Source organism: Bacillus sp. AR4-2 (assembly GCF_008274865.1).
Taxonomy (GTDB): Bacteria; Bacillota; Bacilli; order Bacillales; family Bacillaceae_G; genus Bacillus_A; species Bacillus_A cereus.
The window spans coordinates 845,662-860,803 of sequence record NZ_CP031062.1; the positions used below are offsets into that span (position 1 = coordinate 845,662).

Consider the following 15,142-nt stretch of genomic DNA (forward strand, 5'->3'; position numbering starts at 1 on the left):
TCAGCTTCTTTTTATAAGATTAAACTAAGTTTAATACAGTTACTTTTTCACGTGTCATAGACTCAAGGCTCTTACGAATACCTTGTGCGCCCATACCTGAACCTTTTACACCGATGAATGGGAAGTGGTCAGGGCCGCGCTCTGTGCGTCCGTTAATTTGAACAGAACCAGTTTCGATTTTGTTAGCAATTGCAAATGCTTTGTTAATGTCTTTAGTGAAGACACTTGCTTGCAGACCGAATTCTGATTTGTTAGCAATTTCAATTGCTTGTTCATCTGAAGAAACACGGATGATTGGAAGGATTGGACCGAATGGCTCTTCCCAAGCAACTTTCATCTCTTCTGTTACGTGATCGATTAATGTTGGGTAAATTAAGTTACGCTCACGTTTGTTACCGATAACGATTGTAGCACCTTTTTCTACAGCGTCGTCAACTAAACCTTGAACGAAGTCAGCAGACTTGTCGTCGATTAATGGAACGATTGTGCTGTCTTGTTCTGGAGATCCAACTGATAGTTCAGCTACTTGTGCTTTTAATAAGCTAACAAGCTCGTCCGCTACGTTTTCGTGTACAAGTACACGTTTAATAGCTGTACAACGTTGACCAGAGTAAGAGAATGCACCGCTTACGATATGGTTTGCAGCATCTTGTAAGTCAGCATCTTCACGAACGATACCAGGATCTTTACCACCAAGTTCTAATACAAGTGGAATCATTGAAGCTTTTTTCGCTAAATGTTTACCTGTGTTTGTACCACCTGTGAACGATACCATATTGATGCCTTCGTGCTCTACTAAGTAGTCACCAATTACAGAACCGCGTCCTGTAGCTACGTTTACAAGACCTTTTGGAAGGCCAGCTTTATGAAGTGCTTCAACCATTTTAATACCACTAATTGCACCTTGAGTTGCTGGTTTGAAAATAACAGCGTTACCCATAATTAATGCTGGTGCAAGTTTTGCAGCAGATAAGTTTACTGGGTAGTTAAATGGTGCGATTGCTAATACAACACCAAGTGGTGCGCGTTGGATAATCGCAAGCTTAGATTTTGTACCGCCCGGGAAGCTATCGCCCATCATGCTTTCTCCGTGCATATGTAAAGCTTCTTCGATCGTGTAACGAATAAAGTCAGCTGTACGAACAACTTCTTTCTTCGCATCTTTATATCCTTTACCGACTTCTTTCATAATGATATCGGCAATTTCATCTTGCATATTTACGAGCTCATCAGCCCATTTATATAAGTATTTTGCGCGATCTTGTAGAGAAGCTTCTGCCCATGATTTTTGAGCTTCTTTTGCAGATGCAATTGCTTCATCTACTTCTCCGCGAGTAATTGCTTGTACTTGTCCAATTACTTCGTGTAAGTATGGAGATGGAATTTCGATTGTTTCTCCTGAAGAGCTTTCTCTCCATTCTCCGTTTAAATAAAATTTGTACGTATTGCTAGTTGTCATGATTAGTCCTCCTAAAATAGCAACTTGTAAGAGTGAGTATAAGGTGATTGTAGGGGGTTTGATAACATTTTTCAAATGAAATGTTTGTGAAAACGATTTCTTATTCTTTTTTTATTTTGTATGCCCTTTCTTATGGAATATTCCCTTATTTCAAAATGGTGTATCATATATTTTTATTTAAAGTGTGAAAAAATAATTGACAGAATACTCAATAAAGTTGTAAGATTATAAATGGAAAATAAATGAAAGGGGTGTGCGTAATGATTGTAATCGTAAATGTAATGGGCTTAGCTCTGTTAAATGGCAGAAAACATTCATATCATTACGCAACCCGTACGGATATATAGGGCATCTTTGTCTTATAAGAAGCGTACGTTGCGTATATCGTAACGTACGCTTTTTATGCATTCCTGTGCATATCGTCAAGCGGCGGTATGCTTTTTTTTGTTTATTTTCCCTTGTTTAGTTCCGAAAAAAAACTTTGGAAGGTGGAAAAATGTGATGAGATTGTATGGGTTACGAAATGTAAATGTGATAGGTCTGGATAGTGGATAAAGAAATGAGAGGTAAACGAGAACGAGAAGGGAGAGGTTACATTGTTATCAGTATTACTAAAGCTAAAATGGTTTTTTAGGGAGCACTGGAAGAGATATAGTATTGCCATTGGAGCTCTTTTAATTGTGAATATAGTTGAAGTGATTCCCCCGAAAGTGTTAGGGGTTACGATAGATAACATAAAAACAGGAACGTTATCGAACGAAGCTATTATACAGTCTATTCTTATTTTAATAGGGGTTACGATCGTTGGATATGGCCTCACTTTCGTATGGCAACATCAATTGTTTGGCGGTGCATTCGTGCTTGAGAAAACGATGCGCTCTAAATTTATGGGGCATTTACTTAAGATGACGCCGACTTTTTATCAAAAAAATCGTACTGGTGATTTAATGGCGAGAGCGACAAATGATTTGAAAGCAATCGCTATGACAGCTGGTTTTGGTATATTAACGCTTGTGGATTCTAGTTTATATATGCTTACGATTGTCTTTATGATGGGATTTACAATTAGTTGGGAGCTTACATTTGCAGCGCTTATTCCGCTTCCAATTATGGCGTATGCGATGAATATATATGGAAAGAAATTGCATGAAAGATTTACCGTTGCGCAAGATGCGTTTGGTGATATGAACGATAAAGTGCTTGAATCAATCGCTGGTGTGCGTGTTATTCGTGCATACGTACAAGAGAATGCAGACGAGGAAAGATTTCATCATTTAGGAGATGACGTCTACGAAAAAAATATGAAGGTAGCAAAGATTGATGCATTATTCCAACCAACTGTGAAAATGCTTGTCGGTCTTAGTTATTTAATCGGCTTAGTGTACGGTGCATACCTTGTGTTCCAGTCAAAGGTGACGCTTGGTGAACTCGTTTCTTTTAACGTGTATTTAGGGAGGATGATTTGGCCGATGTTTGCAATTGGTGAATTAATTAATGTTATGCAAAGAGGAAATGCTTCGCTTGACCGTGTGAATGAAACGTTAGCGTATGAGCCAGATGTAAAGAATCCGAAACATCCAAAGCTTGTGCAAGAGCCGGATTATATTCAGTTTGATGATGTGTCTTTCTCATATCCTTCATCAACTGAAGAAAATTTAAAAAAGGTTTCTTTCACATTAAAGCAAGGAGAAACGCTAGGGGTTGTCGGAAAAACAGGAAGCGGGAAAACGACGCTTGTACGTCAGCTTCTTCGCCAATATCCGCTTGGAGATGGAGATATTGCAGTTTCTGATGTGACATTAGATAAAATGACGAATGAAAATGTACTCGGCTGGATTGGTTATGTACCGCAGGAGCATATTTTGTTCTCAAAAACAGCGCGAGAAAATATTTTATTCGGAAATAGGGAAGCGACTGAAGAAGAATTAGAGAAAGCAATTGAAATTGCTGCGTTTAAAAAGGATTTAGAGTTTTTACCAGAAGGGTTAGAAACGCTCGTTGGAGAGAAAGGTGTTTCTTTATCAGGAGGGCAAAAACAAAGGATCTCGATTGCACGAGCTGTTATTCAAAATCCAGAAATTTTAATTTTGGATGATTCTTTATCAGCTGTAGATGCTCGTACGGAAGCAGCGATCATTGAAAATATAAGAACGGAAAGAAGTGGAAAGACGACGATTATTACGACGCATCGTTTATCTGCAGTGCAACATGCGGATTGGATTCTCGTTATGGATGAAGGCGCAGTTATAGAAGAAGGTACGCATGCTCAGCTTATCCAGAGCGGAGGCTGGTATGCTGAACAGTTTGAAAGACAACAAGGTGAAAGTGAAAGTGCGGATAGTGGGGTGAAAATATGAGCGTTTCAAAACGGTTGTTTCAATACGCGATGAAAGTGAAAGGGACGATTTTTGCTGCGATGTTAATGTTATTTATTTTCGTCATCGCAGAGCTTGCTGGTCCTTTCGTTGCTAAAACGATGATTGATGATCATATCGTCGGGATAGAGAAACCTTGGTATGAAACAGAAAAGAGTGAAGAAGCTGTTTCGTATAATGGCGCTTTTTATAAGCGAAGTGATCGCTTTGAACAAGGCGAGACAAAAGGTAAAGAAGTACGTGTGATGCAAGTCGGTTTTCAATATTATTTTGTACCGAATAAAGTAAATGCGGAAGGGGCACGGACTGTAAAAGGGGATATGATTACCGTTCAAAATGGTAAGGCGGTGCAAGTTTATAAAGCGAAAGCATTAACAAAGGAAGAAGTATTTGCATTTTATAAGCCAGAAATAAACCGTCTATTATTACTTGGTGGTGGCTATTTCGCTTTATTAGTAGTCGTGTCATTATTTGCATACGGAAAGCAGTTCTTCTTGCAGAAGGCAGCGAACAAAATTATTCAAATTATGAGGGAAGATGTTTTTTCTCATATTCAAACGTTGCCAATTCGGTACTTTGATCATTTACCGGCGGGGAAAATTGTTTCGCGTGTGACGAATGATACAGAGGCCATTCGTGATTTATATGTAACGGTGCTGGCAACATTCGTTTCTAGTATCATCTATATTATTGGGATATTCGCTGCGTTATTTTTATTAGATGTGAAGCTCGCTTCATTATGTTTATTAATTATCCCAATTTTAATTGTTTGGGCGATTCTTTATAGAAAATACGCGTCTGTATACAATCATAAAATGCGCTCTCGTTTATCTGATATTAACGGAACAGTGAATGAATCCATTCAAGGGATGCCAATTATTCAAGCGTTCCGTCAAGAGCGTGAAACGAAAAAAGAATTTGAAGAATTAAATGGCGATTATTTTAAGTATCAAAATAAAATTTTAAATTTAAATGCAGCAACTTCGCATAACTTAGTAGCCGTATTAAGAAATATCGCTTTCACAGGAGTAATTTGGTATTTCGGCGGTGCGTCATTAAGTGCTACAGGTATTATTTCACTTGGGGTACTGTATGCGTTCGTCGATTATTTAACACGATTATTCTCGCCAATTACGAATATGGTGAACCAGCTTGCAAACTTAGAGCAAGCGCGCGTTGCATCAGAACGTGTCTTTGAATTGTTAGAGGAAAAAGGGGAACCGGTAGAAGAAGAACGTATGCCTCGTTTAAAAGGAAATGTAAAATTTGATAATGTATCATTTTCTTATAATGGAAAAGATGAAGTGTTAAAAAATATTTCTTTTGAAGCGAAACAAGGCGAGACAGTGGCACTTGTCGGTCATACTGGATCAGGAAAAAGTTCTATCATGAATGTACTCTTTCAATTTTATGAGTTTGAAAAAGGAAAGCTTACGATTGATGGTCACGATGTAAAAGAGATGCCGAAACAAGCAACCCGTGAACATATGGGAATCGTACTGCAAGACCCGTTTCTTTTTAGTGGGACGGTCGCTTCCAATGTAAGCTTAGAAAATGAAAAAATTTCAAAAGAGCGCATTGTAAAGGCGTTACGTGATGTTGGTGCTGAAAGATTTGCGAACAATATAAATGAAGAAATTACAGAAAAGGGAAGTACGCTTTCCACTGGAGAACGTCAGCTTATTTCGTTTGCTAGGGCGCTCGCTTTTGATCCGGCTATTTTAATTTTAGATGAAGCAACGTCTAGTATTGATACAGAAACAGAGGCGATGATTCAACAAGCACTAGAAGTTGTAAAAAAAGGAAGAACGACATTTATTATCGCTCACCGCCTTTCAACGATTAAAAGCGCAGATCAAATTATTGTGCTCGATAGAGGAACCATTTTAGAAAAAGGCTCTCATGATGAACTCATGAAAAAGCGCGGGCGTTATTACGATATGTATAAAACGCAAATGGAAGGCAATCAGAGTGCTTAATATGCATGGAGGAGAACTTGTGATTTTCACAAGTTCTTTTTTATTGATGAACGTGTCGACTCTTTAGCGAATTACGACAGTTAAATAAGAAGTATTGTTTTACCTTTTTCTCCATAAATGCTATATTAAAAAATGTTACTTATTTTTTGTATGTAGCGTTATTTTTCCCTTTTGTTTGATTATGAAGAAAAAGGATAAACTAAATAAGAACATTTTCATTGAAAAATTGTTCAAGATTGCATACAATCAATATAGTTTTTAAATTCCTATCAGAATACTTGGAGGATTACTATCATGAAGAAATTATTTTCAGTGCTTGCAGTAACTACATTAGCGATCGGGATTGTAGCCGGCTGCGGTAAAGAAGAGAAAAAAGATACAGCTAGTCAAGACGCGTTACAAAAGATTAAACAAAGCGGTGAACTTGTAATTGGTACAGAAGGTACATATCCACCATTTACGTTCCACGATTCAAGCAATAAATTAACTGGATTCGATGTTGAATTAGCAGAAGAAGTTGCAAAACGTTTAGGTGTAAAACCTGTATTTAAAGAAACACAATGGGATAGCTTACTTGCTGGCCTAGATGCAAAACGTTTCGATATGGTTGCAAACGAAGTTGGTATTCGTGAAGATCGTCAAAAGAAATACGATTTCTCTAAACCATATATTTCATCTTCAGCGGCATTAGTTATCGCAAAAGATAAAGATAAGCCTGCTACATTTGCTGATGTAAAAGGGTTAAAAGGAGCACAATCTTTAACGAGTAACTATGCAGATATTGCTAAGAAAAACGGTGCGGAAATTATTGGTGTAGAAGGATTTAGCCAAGCGGCAGAATTATTAGCTTCAGGACGCGTTGATTTTACAATTAATGATAAGTTATCAGTATTAAATTATTTAGAAACGAAAAAAGATGCAAAAATTAAAATTGTAGATACAGAAAAAGAAGCTTCAGAAAGTGGATTCTTATTCCGTAAAGGTAGCGATAAGCTTGTACAAGAAGTAGATAAAGCGTTAGAAGATATGAAAAAAGACGGTACGTATGACAAAATAACGAAAAAATGGTTCGGTGAAAATGTATCTAAGTAGTGCATTAGTTTCAGATCGATTGTCTACTTGGATAGATATTATGCAGTCTTCCTTCATGCCTATGCTGAAGGAAGCTGTTTTTACAACAATTCCATTAACGCTTATTACATTTATTATCGGTCTTATACTTGCGACGTTAACAGCGCTCGCACGTATTTCAGGTAGTCGTATTTTACAATGGATTGCTCGTATCTATGTATCTATCATTCGCGGAACGCCACTTCTTGTACAGTTATTTATTATTTTCTATGGTCTTCCAACTCTTAATATTGAAGTTGAGCCATATACAGCAGCAGTTGTTGGATTTTCATTAAATGTCGGTGCATATGCATCTGAAATTATTCGTGCTTCTATCCTTTCCATTCCGAAAGGGCAGTGGGAAGCAGCTTATACAATTGGGATGACATATCCACAAGCATTAAAACGTGTTATTTTACCACAAGCAACGCGCGTATCAATCCCGCCGCTTTCGAATACATTTATTAGCTTAGTGAAGGATACTTCATTAGCATCGTTAATTTTAGTAACAGAAATGTTCCGAAAAGCGCAGGAAATTGCGGCGATGAACTACGAGTTTTTAATTGTTTATTTTGAAGCAGGTCTTATTTATTGGGTTATTTGTTTCTTGTTATCAATCGTACAACAGATGTTAGAAAAGCGTTCAGAACGCTACACATTAAAATAATCCTTTTACAAAAGGAGTTTTTGTTTTTATGATTTCAATTCAGCACTTACAAAAAAGTTTCGGAGATAATACCGTACTAAAGCATATAGATTTAACAGTTGAGAAGGGCGAGGTTGTTGTTATTATTGGGCCGTCTGGATCTGGTAAAACGACATTCTTACGTTGTCTCAATGTATTAGAAACGCCAAACGCTGGTAATATTCGTATCGGTAATAAAGAGCTTAACTTCTCTCAAAAAGTAACGAAGAAAGATATTGTTAATCTTCGTACGCAAACAGGTATGGTATTCCAGCACCATAATTTATTCCCGCATTTAACAGCACTTCAAAATGTAATGGAAGGGCTCGTTACAGTGAAAAAGATGGGGAAAGAAGAAGCGAAGAAAAAAGCAAACTATTTCCTTGAAAAAGTTGGTTTAGCAGATAAAGTGGATTTGTATCCGTTCCAATTATCAGGCGGACAACAACAGCGCGTTGGAATTGCGCGCGCGCTTGCGATGGAGCCGGAAGTGTTACTATTTGATGAGCCGACGTCAGCGCTTGATCCTGAACTCGTTCAAGAAGTTCTGAAAGTAATGAAAGAACTTGCTAAAGAGGGCATGACGATGGTTATTGTAACGCACGAAATGCGTTTTGCACATCAAATTGCGAACCGTGTTATTTTCATGGATGGTGGTGTCGTTGTCGAACAAGGTACACCAGAAGAAGTATTTACAAATCCAAAAGAAGAACGCACGAAGAAGTTTTTACAAATGTTGCAATAAATTAAGGAAGGTCTCAAGGCATATGCCTTGAGACCTTTTTGCCATATATATTTATTTGTGGAATCCGCCAAGGCTTTGCTCAGCCATTGCAACTAGACGTTTTGTGATTTCTCCACCAACTGAACCGTTAGCGCGAGCCGTAGAATCTGCTCCTAATTGTACACCAAATTCTTGAGCGATTTCGTACTTCATTTGATCGATTGCAGCTGTTGCACCTGGTACTACTAATTGATTTGAAGAATTTTGGTTTGCCATAGGAATATATCCTCCTTAGAGTTATAAAAGTTTTTTTGGTTGGACTAGCTGGAGTTGAACCAGATTATCGCCCCGGTTGGCGCTAATCCATCGGTAATTAAGTTTGTACTCATAGTATGGATGTTACCTAGAAAGATATACAAAATAATAATTTGTAAATTTTGTAAAAAAGTATTGATTTCGTAAATTATGAAATAAGAGTAATCGTTGTATTTTTAAGAAAACAGGCCAAACTAAGGAGGATATTAAATATAATTTTTTCATTGTGGCCTGCTACTTGTAGGCTAATTATTAGCTTCTTATTTATGATTTATTGAAATAAAAATGAAGTCGGTAGCAACTTCATAGTTCTATTTTTAAGTAGGGATGGAGTGGGCGCTCCTATGTCTGGATAGGTTGCTCTCTTCACTCTAAAAAAGAGAGGCTTTAAACGATAACGTATGGAGGAATCATGATGGGGATTTGCCCGCTTTGCAACGCATTAGAATCACAAACATATTCTTGTCAAAATTGCCAAAGTATACTCCAAGATTATGGGAAGTCTGTAGATTATATAGACGATTATAGTGCCTATATGGATCAAGAATTATTAAGTGCAGTAGATGGTTTAACGCATAATAATTCAAATGAATATTGCAATCATATTTTTTATTGCAGAGTATGTAACGTGGAAACTGAGGTTGTAGTAAAACTTGTGTAAATAGAAAACTTCCACCTTATTATCTAGGTGGAAGTTTTTGTTTTTGTATTTGTGAGTGAATCATAGGAGAAGGGATATGTTCGGTGTTTGATGAAGCCCCTGATTTTATTTGAGACATTTTTTCTTTTGTATCACGTAAAGAATGTTCAGTTAAGTAGACGGCATATTCGTAAAATAACTGGCGCGTCAGTTCACTTTGCTCTTTTAATTTTTTATCTTGGAATACAGTTCGCCCAGGTTTAGAGTTGGCTTCAAAGAGCCACGGATTTTCCTTTGTGTCTAAACCGATATCAAAACCAATTTCTCCAATATTTCCAGTTACTTGTTCATCGAGCGCGTAACTTATTTGTAAGGCAGTATGTTTTAATTTATTTTCAATTTGAACTTGTTTCGTTGAATCTGGAAAAAGCTCTTGTAATAATTTTGTATCACCGCCACTATTTACGTGCGTTGTTAAACTGCCTTTGCCGGCGATTTTGGCGACGATTGCACTAACTATCCAATTACCGAAATGGTTTTTATTTGTATGAATGCGGAAATCAACAGGTTGCCCATCGAAGCGAAGTAACGAAATACCTTGCTGTACGATAAACTTTTTTAAATCATGTCCTTTTAATACATGGTTTAGAAGCGTTTCTAATGATTGATACTTTCTCAGTTTATTTTCTTCATTTTCGCGATAACGACAGTAGTAGCAATTCTCTGTTTGAGAATAAAATATTTGATGAATATTTCTACCAAAGCTCCCGTGTATTGGTTTCATGTACACTGATTTATACGTGCCAAGAAACCGTTCTACTTGTTCAAAATGCTGAAATGCTTCTGTATTTGGTAATAAGGGTTTAATTGATTCGTCTTTCGTAAGAAGTTGATGAACTTCCCATTTATTGAAAAAACCTGGGTTAAACCATGGAATGCAGTAGTCTTGTTCTAATTTTCTTTTTGCCCTGACAATTGGTTTATAATTTTCCGCTTGCCGATTCGGTAAGCGATCGTAAATGACATTTGGTAAAGGGACTTTTTTCTTTATCCATTGTTTCTCTTGAAAGAAATATCCTTCAATCGTTTCTTCTTCCCAGTGTATATGTTGAACGCCAAAGACGAATACGAACGGTCGTAATGAGAATGGTGGTGTTAACAACTCACTCAGAGCAATTGAACGATTTCCTAAAGGGTTAGAAGAATCATCATTAAAGCCAGTTGTAAAAATGCCGATTAATGGTCCGAAAATAATTGTTTGGTTTTGTGTAAATGCATGAATAGTAGTTGATTGAGGCAGTAAAAGTTTTTCGGCAATATGCTTTCCGATAATAATTTCGCGAGTAAAGGAATAATGAATTTTCACCTCTTCACTTGCAATATGACGTATGCCGAAGGAGAGAGATGTAATAGGCGGTGTAATAGAAAAAACGTAAGGTAAAGTAATGCTATTTGGATGGTCATCTGAAATATTTAATGTATATATATGCTCTTTCAAAATAGGTTTACCTCCTTTCATTATGGTGTAAAGCGACTGAATTTAAGTGGTCCGTGAAATATCTTTTCAGCTAATGAATCACTATGACGAATGTATTGTTCGTAAGGAGGAATCGTGTTGACATACATAAGCCAAATCGCGCCTTTTTGATCCATAATTGTGGAAAGTTCTAGTTCGAATAATGAAGAATAAGACTGATCTAGTGTTTGGAATACTTCATTTATAATGTCGTGTAAAGCGTCTTGCAATAGTTGCACACCTGTACTAGATAGTACGTATTTAATTTTTGAAAATGAATGCAATGAATCATCGTCTGTTGCTGAAGGTAAAAGTTGATTAGGAAATGAACTTTTTTGTATAAATTGACCGATAATATTCCAAGTTTGTTCTTTGTTTTTTTGCAAAATGGTTCGAATGTGGAGTGGGTATGTTAATTGATTTGGTGGTTGTAGCATGGTATGCACTATGTAGCGTGATGAACGTATGTTAGATTTACACCAAGATATAAATTCATCTGTTCGCTTGATTGGAAGAGAAGTATGGTATTTTTCATTTACTGTATCGATATGAAACGTTTTATTTTTGTAAGCGACTCGATATAAGTTATCTTTAGAATGTATATTAGTGGGGCGTATAATAATATCTTTAGTTTTTAACAACAGTTTGAAAATGTTTTGTATCGTTGCCACTTCAAATTTGGGTATATAAGGAGACAGTTTTTTATTAGTGAGAAATAAATCATGTAGTTCACTTAAGTTAATAAGTGTGTTATTTAAAAAGGTAGTGGAAGGACGGTTGTGCAAAGAGTGAATAATTGATTTTGCTTTTTCAAAGTCTGTTTCCTCGTGAAAAGAATAACGATCATATATATAAGAAGGAATAGGGAATGTTTGCTCTTTCCATTTTCCTGTATCTGTATCGTAAATAAGACCAGAAACAAGGTCTGTTTTAGAATCAATACAAAATGGCGTAAACTGGGCAACGACATTATGATAAAGCCGAGCTCGTTTAGCGATTTCGGTGTAATACGTTTGCTCATAATGAAGTTTAGAAGTTAAAAGGCCGAGAACCAACGAAATCACTCCTTTACTACTATTTGCATAATAGGCGAAGCTATATATTGCAAATACGTTTTTATACCATTATACTTTTGTCCGTATGATGATATGCTATAGTTTTGGAGAAGTGAAAGGTTGATTGTAATGAATATATGGTTAAATATGTTAACGACGACAGGACTCGGAGCAATTATTGGGGGATACACGAATCATTTAGCGATAAAAATGTTATTTCGTCCTCATCGTCCTATTTATATCGGAAAGTTTCAAGTTCCATTTACACCAGGGTTAATTCCGAAGCGTCGTGATGAACTTGCTGTTCAATTAGGAAAAATGGTTGTAGAACATTTGTTAACACCAGAAGGAATCGGAAAAAAGCTAACAAATGAAGAGTTTCAAAAAGGTTTAATCCACTGGGCGCAAGTGGAAGTGGATAAAGTAATTACGAATGAACAATCACTGCGACATATGTTAGAAAAATGGAATGTAGCGCATGTAGAAGAAGCGACTCGAAAAATCGAACATGTGATTACAGAAAAAATTCATGCATTTTTAGCAGAGTATTATACATATACATGGGAACAGGCTTTACCTCATTCTGTACATGAAAAGATAGAGAATGCGATTCCGAATGCCTCGGCGTTTATTTTAGAGCGAGGAATTAGCTTTTTTGAAAGTGAAGAAGGGAAAGCGCGTCTTTCAAAAATGATTGATGATTTCTTTGCTTCTCGTGGAACGCTACTTAACTTAGTTGGGATGTTTTTAGGAAATGTAAGTGTTGTGGATCGTGTGCAGCCAGAAGTTATTAAGTTTTTAGGGCAAGATGCTACAAAGCAGCTTTTAACTGACGTACTACAAAAAGAGTGGGAAAAGTTAAAAGGAAGAGATGTAAAAGAATTAGAAGCATTTGTGGAGAAAGAAATGATTGTAAGCTCCGTGCTGTCAGCAGTTAAAGTAGAGGAAACAGTGAGTAAGTTTTTAAATCAATCTGTTCAGCAAGTATGTGAACCAGTTCGAGAAACAATTATTGAAAAAGTGGTTCCAAGTGCAGTAGCGAAAGGCTTAAAGTGGGGAACAGAAAATGTGGAGAGTATACTAAATAATCTACACCTTGCGGAAATTGTCCAGCAAGAAGTGTCTACATTCTCAACAGAAAGATTAGAAGACTTAGTTCTGTCTATTACGAAAAACGAATTGAAAATGATTACGTATTTAGGAGCGTTATTAGGCGGAATGATCGGGCTCGTACAAGGATTGTTACTATTGTTTCTTAGATAATAAGGTGAGTACATAGAAATAAAAGTGAAATTTCTTCACATCTCTTGCATAGTTTGATATGGTAAGAAGAGGTGCGTATGTAAATGCACGTAAAAGGCAGTGCGAGTGAAAAGCGCTAGCCTTCTAAAGGAGGAAAAATAAAATGACAAAGAACATTCATGATGTTGCATATGAATTACAAAAAGCAATCGCTGAAAACGAAGACTTCAAAACTTTAAAAGAGAGCTACGCAGCAGTTCAAGCTGACACAGCTTCAAAGAACTTATTCGATGAGTTCCGTACAATGCAACTTAGCCTACAACAGAAAATGATGCAAGGCCAAGAAATCACTGAAGAAGACAACCAACAAGCACAAGAAGTTGTAGCTCGCATTCAACAAGATGCTAAAATTACAAAACTAATGGAAACTGAGCAACGCCTAAACGTTGTAATCGGTGACGTTAACAAAATTATCATGAAGCCACTTGAAGAATTATATAGCGCGCAACAACAAGCGTAATAGTGGAAGACGCTCCTAGTTTAGGAGTGTCTTTTTTGTTTAGGGAATTTAATAGTTATACCACAAAAACTCCCTTTCAAAATAGCCATTTCTTATTGGTTATTTTGAAAGGGATATGTAACACATCTGTTAATTTTTTTTATTGCTGTTAATTGAAGTTTTAATATTTTTTTCGTTCAAAAACGTTTCAATCTCTTTTTGTTTCCTCCCATTTATTTTCTCAAGGCGTTTTGTAAAAGAAAAATCGGTTTTAAATAAGTTACCATCTTGGGCGAGTTTGTCTAATTCTTGATCTAGTTCTACGAAAATAGCCGTAGATGATGACATAAATTCATAGATTTCTTTTGAAGGTTTTTTATAATCATTAGGTAAATTATTATTACTAATAAACTCATGGAAATTCATATCGTTTTGTTTCGCTAAATCAATTAGTTTTTGTAAATTTTCTTGGTCAGATTCTGTGAAATTCTTATCAGAATTTGTTGAAGCGAGAGGGATAATATTTTCAGATAACTCCCAACTATAATCTATATAATTTTTTATATTTTGTTTCATTTCGTTTTCACTAATATTTTCGTTTTTCTTTGAGGAACTAAATATATTTTCTGGAACTTTAATAGCAACATCTTTAATAGATTGTACATCGTTTTCTTCCTTAGGTTGTGCACTGTTTGAACAAGCTGATAGAAATAAAATTGTAAGTAACGTGAGTAGGTATAAAATATACTTTTTCATATTAATCTCCTTTTACATTGATTAGTATCTTTGTAAAATAGCTAAATTCCATTTTAAATACTTAACTAAAAGTGAGTATATATGTTTTATCATTTGATAAGATATGACGGATATTAGTAAGCCGATGCAAAAAGCTATAAATACATTATAAACATCGGAATAACTGATTTGATGAAACCCTTTAAAGAATCCTAATCCTATTAATAAGATAGGTGAAATAATTAATAATGGTGTAGCAATTATAAGTGCTAGAAGAAGTGGTAATAGAAAGAGTAATACGAAAAAGGCGATAATGATACATATAAAGTTTAAAACACTTAAGCTCATAACAGAAAACAGTGCTGTCATAATATTTTTTAGGCTGCGCCTATTGTCAGCGTTACTTATTACATATGAAATATTAAGTTCTTTAGCGATAGTTTTAGGGTTTCCTAGCTTTTTAGAAATTTCCTCTTCAGATATTCCATCTTGTTTACCACTAATAAAATGAGTTTCGTACTCCGAGATAATATCCTCCTTTTCTAAATTAGGCATATTCCGTAGGGAAGAACTAAGTTGCTTTAAAAATTCACTTTTGTTCATAACAATCACTTTCCTTTATAAAATGATGAATTATGGCTGAAAATCCTATCTTTTTTCTAAACAGCACACACAATCTATATCTACTTTTTGAAAGGAGATATACTAATCGTGAATAACATTCCAAATAATGGGTATTTCATTGTTTACAAATATATCAATTACTATTGTTCTTTGCAAGGTACTATAAATTTGTTAATAATGTGAA

The 15,142-nt window shown here is 35.8% G+C and carries 14 protein-coding genes; 8 read left to right on the forward strand and 6 right to left on the reverse strand.

The features are described from left to right. Window positions 1-19 precede the first annotated feature (19 nt). Window positions 20-1,459, reverse strand: a complete 1,440-nt coding sequence (gene gapN / locus DN399_RS04425) for an NADP-dependent glyceraldehyde-3-phosphate dehydrogenase (RefSeq protein WP_000213634.1) — start codon at window positions 1,457-1,459, stop codon at window positions 20-22. 596 nt (window positions 1,460-2,055) lie between these two features. Here gapN and DN399_RS04440 point away from each other — a divergent pair. The 5 genes from DN399_RS04440 to DN399_RS04465 all read left to right on the forward strand — a co-directional run bounded on the left by DN399_RS04440 (window position 2,056) and on the right by DN399_RS04465 (window position 8,353). Continuing rightward, window positions 2,056-3,816, forward strand: coding sequence for an ABC transporter ATP-binding protein (locus tag DN399_RS04440; RefSeq protein ID WP_149149345.1), 1,761 nt, complete (start codon window positions 2,056-2,058; stop codon window positions 3,814-3,816). Next, complete coding sequence (locus DN399_RS04445) at window positions 3,813-5,813, forward strand: ABC transporter ATP-binding protein (RefSeq protein WP_149149346.1); 2,001 nt, start codon at window positions 3,813-3,815, stop codon at window positions 5,811-5,813. Before DN399_RS04440 ends, DN399_RS04445 begins: the two co-directional genes overlap by 4 nt. 294 nt (window positions 5,814-6,107) lie before the next feature. Beyond that, window positions 6,108-6,905 carry an amino acid ABC transporter substrate-binding protein gene (locus DN399_RS04455; protein ID WP_025687295.1) on the forward strand — a complete coding sequence of 266 codons (798 nt, stop codon included), beginning with the start codon at window positions 6,108-6,110 and terminating at the stop codon, window positions 6,903-6,905. Further along, window positions 6,892-7,590 carry an amino acid ABC transporter permease gene (locus DN399_RS04460; protein WP_000281497.1) on the forward strand — a complete coding sequence of 233 codons (699 nt, stop codon included), beginning with the start codon at window positions 6,892-6,894 and terminating at the stop codon, window positions 7,588-7,590. Before DN399_RS04455 ends, DN399_RS04460 begins: the two co-directional genes overlap by 14 nt. A 28-nt stretch (window positions 7,591-7,618) precedes the next feature. Beyond that, the gene (locus DN399_RS04465; protein WP_000623610.1) at window positions 7,619-8,353 is read left to right on the forward strand and encodes an amino acid ABC transporter ATP-binding protein; all 735 of its coding nucleotides are present in this window, start codon (window positions 7,619-7,621) and stop codon (window positions 8,351-8,353) included. A gap of 51 nt (window positions 8,354-8,404) precedes the next feature. On the opposite strand, the gene sasP is transcribed toward DN399_RS04465, so the two are convergent. After that, entirely contained in the window at window positions 8,405-8,608 is a 204-nt protein-coding gene (gene sasP, locus DN399_RS04470) for a small acid-soluble spore protein, SasP family (protein WP_000013338.1), read from the reverse strand. Between the two features lie 454 nt (window positions 8,609-9,062). Between sasP and DN399_RS04475 the strand changes: the two genes are divergently transcribed. Beyond that, on the forward strand, window positions 9,063-9,308 hold the full coding sequence (locus DN399_RS04475; RefSeq protein ID WP_000510476.1) for a hypothetical protein: 246 nt from the start codon (window positions 9,063-9,065) through the stop codon (window positions 9,306-9,308). Between the two features lie 19 nt (window positions 9,309-9,327). Here DN399_RS04475 and DN399_RS04480 read toward each other — a convergent pair whose 3' ends face one another. Both DN399_RS04480 and DN399_RS04485 read right to left on the reverse strand, forming a co-directional pair. Continuing rightward, window positions 9,328-10,785: a YheC/YheD family endospore coat-associated protein gene (locus DN399_RS04480; RefSeq protein WP_000658062.1), complete on the reverse strand. Its 1,458-nt coding sequence runs from the start codon at window positions 10,783-10,785 to the stop codon at window positions 9,328-9,330. 20 nt (window positions 10,786-10,805) lie between these two features. Beyond that, complete coding sequence (locus tag DN399_RS04485; protein ID WP_000242827.1) at window positions 10,806-11,858, reverse strand: YheC/YheD family endospore coat-associated protein; 1,053 nt, start codon at window positions 11,856-11,858, stop codon at window positions 10,806-10,808. A gap of 129 nt (window positions 11,859-11,987) precedes the next feature. Here DN399_RS04485 and DN399_RS04490 point away from each other — a divergent pair, with 129 nt between their 5' ends. Beyond that, a complete protein-coding gene (locus DN399_RS04490; RefSeq protein WP_149149347.1) occupies window positions 11,988-13,121 on the forward strand; it encodes a DUF445 domain-containing protein in 1,134 nt (377 codons plus the stop codon). A 142-nt stretch (window positions 13,122-13,263) separates the two neighbouring features. Continuing rightward, window positions 13,264-13,620, forward strand: coding sequence for a YlbF/YmcA family competence regulator (locus DN399_RS04495; RefSeq protein ID WP_000164614.1), 357 nt, complete (start codon window positions 13,264-13,266; stop codon window positions 13,618-13,620). 129 nt (window positions 13,621-13,749) lie between these two features. Here the strand turns inward: DN399_RS04495 and DN399_RS04500 are convergent, their stop codons facing one another. Together DN399_RS04500 and DN399_RS04505 are read right to left on the reverse strand one after the other, a co-directional pair. Next, a complete protein-coding gene (locus DN399_RS04500; RefSeq protein ID WP_149149348.1) occupies window positions 13,750-14,355 on the reverse strand; it encodes an NDxxF motif lipoprotein in 606 nt (201 codons plus the stop codon). Between the two features lie 21 nt (window positions 14,356-14,376). Next, window positions 14,377-14,937 (reverse strand): HAAS signaling domain-containing protein, encoded by a 561-nt coding sequence (locus DN399_RS04505; protein ID WP_149149349.1) that lies wholly within the window; start codon window positions 14,935-14,937, stop codon window positions 14,377-14,379. Window positions 14,938-15,142: the final 205 nt, after the last annotated feature.

Excerpts from the sequence above, each read along its gene's own strand:
- gapN (WP_000213634.1), bottom strand. The coding sequence starts at position 1,459 with ATGACAACTAGCAATACGTACAAATTTTATTTAAACGGAGAATGGAGA.
- DN399_RS04445 (WP_149149346.1), top strand. The coding sequence starts at position 3,813 with ATGAGCGTTTCAAAACGGTTGTTTCAATACGCGATGAAAGTGAAAGGG.
- DN399_RS04455 (WP_025687295.1), top strand. The coding sequence starts at position 6,108 with ATGAAGAAATTATTTTCAGTGCTTGCAGTAACTACATTAGCGATCGGG.
- DN399_RS04460 (WP_000281497.1), top strand. The coding sequence starts at position 6,892 with ATGTATCTAAGTAGTGCATTAGTTTCAGATCGATTGTCTACTTGGATA.
- DN399_RS04465 (WP_000623610.1), top strand. The coding sequence starts at position 7,619 with ATGATTTCAATTCAGCACTTACAAAAAAGTTTCGGAGATAATACCGTA.
- sasP (WP_000013338.1), bottom strand. The coding sequence starts at position 8,608 with ATGGCAAACCAAAATTCTTCAAATCAATTAGTAGTACCAGGTGCAACA.
- DN399_RS04475 (WP_000510476.1), top strand. The coding sequence starts at position 9,063 with ATGGGGATTTGCCCGCTTTGCAACGCATTAGAATCACAAACATATTCT.
- DN399_RS04490 (WP_149149347.1), top strand. The coding sequence starts at position 11,988 with ATGAATATATGGTTAAATATGTTAACGACGACAGGACTCGGAGCAATT.
- DN399_RS04495 (WP_000164614.1), top strand. The coding sequence starts at position 13,264 with ATGACAAAGAACATTCATGATGTTGCATATGAATTACAAAAAGCAATC.
- DN399_RS04500 (WP_149149348.1), bottom strand. The coding sequence starts at position 14,355 with ATGAAAAAGTATATTTTATACCTACTCACGTTACTTACAATTTTATTT.
- DN399_RS04505 (WP_149149349.1), bottom strand. The coding sequence starts at position 14,937 with ATGAACAAAAGTGAATTTTTAAAGCAACTTAGTTCTTCCCTACGGAAT.